Annotated in this window: 1 protein-coding gene; it reads left to right on the forward strand. The window is 66.9% G+C overall.

The window, feature by feature from the left end:
* Window positions 1-55: 55 nt before the first annotated feature.
* Window positions 56-1,735 carry an ISAzo13 family transposase gene (locus tag ACFC8N_RS48865; protein ID WP_376296102.1) on the forward strand — a complete coding sequence of 560 codons (1,680 nt, stop codon included), beginning with the start codon at window positions 56-58 and terminating at the stop codon, window positions 1,733-1,735.
* The last annotated feature ends 15 nt before the right edge of the window (window positions 1,736-1,750 follow it).

Genomic DNA, 1,750 nt, shown 5'->3' on the forward strand with positions numbered 1-1,750 from the left:
AGGGCTTGCCGGGAAACAAGTCGTGGCTTTCAGTCCCGGGGATCGTTGTCGTGGTATGGGGAGACCGGAGGGGATCGAGGCCGTTCTGGCGGCGAAGTTCGAGACGCTGTTACCGCATCTCGACGAGCGTCAGCGCCGGCTGGCCATAGGGGCGGAGGCGCGGTCGCTGGGACACGGCGGGATCAGGCTCGTGGCCCGGGCGGCCGGAGTGCGGGAAGGCACGGTCTCCCGCGGGGTTGCTGAACTGGAGTCCGGTCAGAGCCCGTTGGGTCGGGTCCGCCGTACGGGCGGAGGCCGGAAGAAGGCGAGTGAGCTGGACGCGGGGCTGCGGCCTGCGCTGCTGGCACTGGTCGAGCCCGACGAGCGGGGCGATCCGATGTCGCCGCTGCGCTGGACGACGAAGTCGACCCGGAACCTGGCAGCGGAACTGACCCGCCAGGGTCATCGCGTCTCCGCCGACACGGTCGCCGGCCTGTTGCGGGAGGAAGGCTTCAGCCTGCAGGCCAACGCCAAGACCGTCGAAGGTGCCCAGCACCCGGACCGGGACGCCCAGTTCCGCTACCTCAACGAGCAGGCACGAGATCACCGGGACGCCGGAGATGCGGTGATCAGCGTGGACACCAAGAAGAAGGAACTGATCGGCAACTACAAGAACGCCGGACACGAGTGGCGGCCCGCCCAGCAGCCCGTTCAGGTCAAGACACACGACTTTCCCGGCCAGGCACAGAAGGCGATCCCGTACGGGATCTACGACACGGCAGCGAACACCGGCTGGGTCTCTATCGGCACCGATCACGACACTGGGGCGTTCGCCGTCGCCTCGATCCGCCGCTGGTGGCAGGCCCGCGGACGACATGACTACCCCCACGCCCGCAGGCTGCTGATCACTGCCGACGCTGGCGGCTCCAACGGCTACCGCGCCCGCGGCTGGAAGACCCATCTGGCCGACCTCGCTGGCGAGACTGGTCTGGAGATCACCGTGTGTCACCTGCCGCCCGGCACATCGAAGTGGAACAAGATCGAGCACCGGCTGTTCTCCCACATCACATTGAACTGGCGCGGCAGGCCCCTGACCAGCCATGAAGTCATGCTCCAGACCATTGCCGCGACCACCAGCCGCACCGGCCTGACCGTGCACGCCGAACTCGACAGCGGTCAGTACCCCACCGGCATCCTGATCAGCGACGAGGCCATCGCTGCTTTGCCGATCATCCGGCATCGCTTCCACGGAGACTGGAACTACACCCTCCACCCCGCAGACCAGCGACCGCGTCCGGACCGCCTGCAGTGCAACCGGCCCCCAGCCGACGGCTCTCACTCGCTCATGCCCGATCAACTGCAGCACCCTGAGCTGACCGGCATGACACGCCAGCATTTCAGCGACCTGGTCAACACCTTGATCCCTGAACTGGAGGAGCACCGCGAACAAGCCCGCCACGCAGCCCGCGGCGGACCACGCCGCGTCGCCCGCGGCACAGGCCGCAAGCCCAGCCTCACCCCCGCCGACCAGATCCTGGTCACCATCCTCTACCTGCGAAAACACAGTCTGCAGGAGCTCCTCGGGCAACTCTTCGACACCACGGCCATGACCATCAGTCGAGCTGTCAAAGACGTCCGCCCACTCCTGGAAGCCCACGACGTCCACATCCCCGCCTCGACAGCCCGGTTCCGCACGCCAGCCGACATCACCAGGTTCCTCGACCCGGACAACCCCAAGATCAAATCAGCGTGTTGATTCCCGGCAAGCCCT

It is taken from the genome of Streptomyces sp. NPDC055966, assembly GCF_042269865.1.
Classification (GTDB): Bacteria; Actinomycetota; Actinomycetes; order Streptomycetales; family Streptomycetaceae; genus Streptomyces.

Bases quoted from the DNA above. Each gene is read 5' to 3' on its own strand.
- ACFC8N_RS48865 (WP_376296102.1), top strand. From the start codon at position 56: ATGGGGAGACCGGAGGGGATCGAGGCCGTTCTGGCGGCGAAGTTCGAG.